The organism is Streptococcus cristatus (assembly GCF_003943505.1).
Classification (GTDB): Bacteria; Bacillota; Bacilli; order Lactobacillales; family Streptococcaceae; genus Streptococcus; species Streptococcus cristatus_E.
This window is the reverse complement of the sequence record NZ_RJPS01000101.1, coordinates 1-591: the sequence shown is the minus strand read 5'-3', so window position 1 is coordinate 591 and position 591 is coordinate 1. Positions and strand designations below refer to the sequence as shown.

Here is a 591-nt window from a genome sequence, read left to right as displayed (position 1 = left end):
ACATTGATGAGATTATTGCTAAGGCTGAGAAATCACTCTTGGAAGTGAGCCAGTCGAGCAATAAGGGAAGCTTCCGTCCGATCCATGATGTCCTCTTGGAAAATCATAGCAAAATTGAAGAACGGTCAAATAATACTAGCGAAATCACGGGTATAGAGTCAGGCTTTTCTGATTTTGACAAGCTGACGACTGGTCTGCATGAAGACAATCTCATCATTCTAGCAGCACGGCCAGCGATGGGTAAGACGGCTTTTGCTCTCAATATCGCTCAAAATGTTGCTACAAAGGCCAATCAGCCTGTCGCTATCTTTTCTCTGGAAATGGGTGCTGAAAGTCTGGTTGAGCGGATGTTGTCGGCAGAAGGAGCGATACCAAATCATCACATCAGGACGGGTTCTTTGTCCACAGACGAGTGGGAACGGCTGGTCTATGCTCAGAGTAGACTTGCTGAAGCACCGATTTTCATCGATGATTCGGCTGGTATCAGGATTTCAGACATTCGAGCGAGAGCGAGGAGACTGGCTCAGGAAACGAGCGGTTTGAGTCTGATTGTGATTGACTATTTGCAGCTTATCACAGGACGAAAGACTG

The 591-nt window shown here is 46.7% G+C and carries 1 protein-coding gene; it reads left to right on the top strand.

The genetic code is table 11. The features are described 5' to 3' along the window. On the top strand, positions 1-591 hold a 591-nt coding region (locus D8792_RS11220; RefSeq protein WP_142999412.1), incomplete at both ends, for a DnaB-like helicase C-terminal domain-containing protein.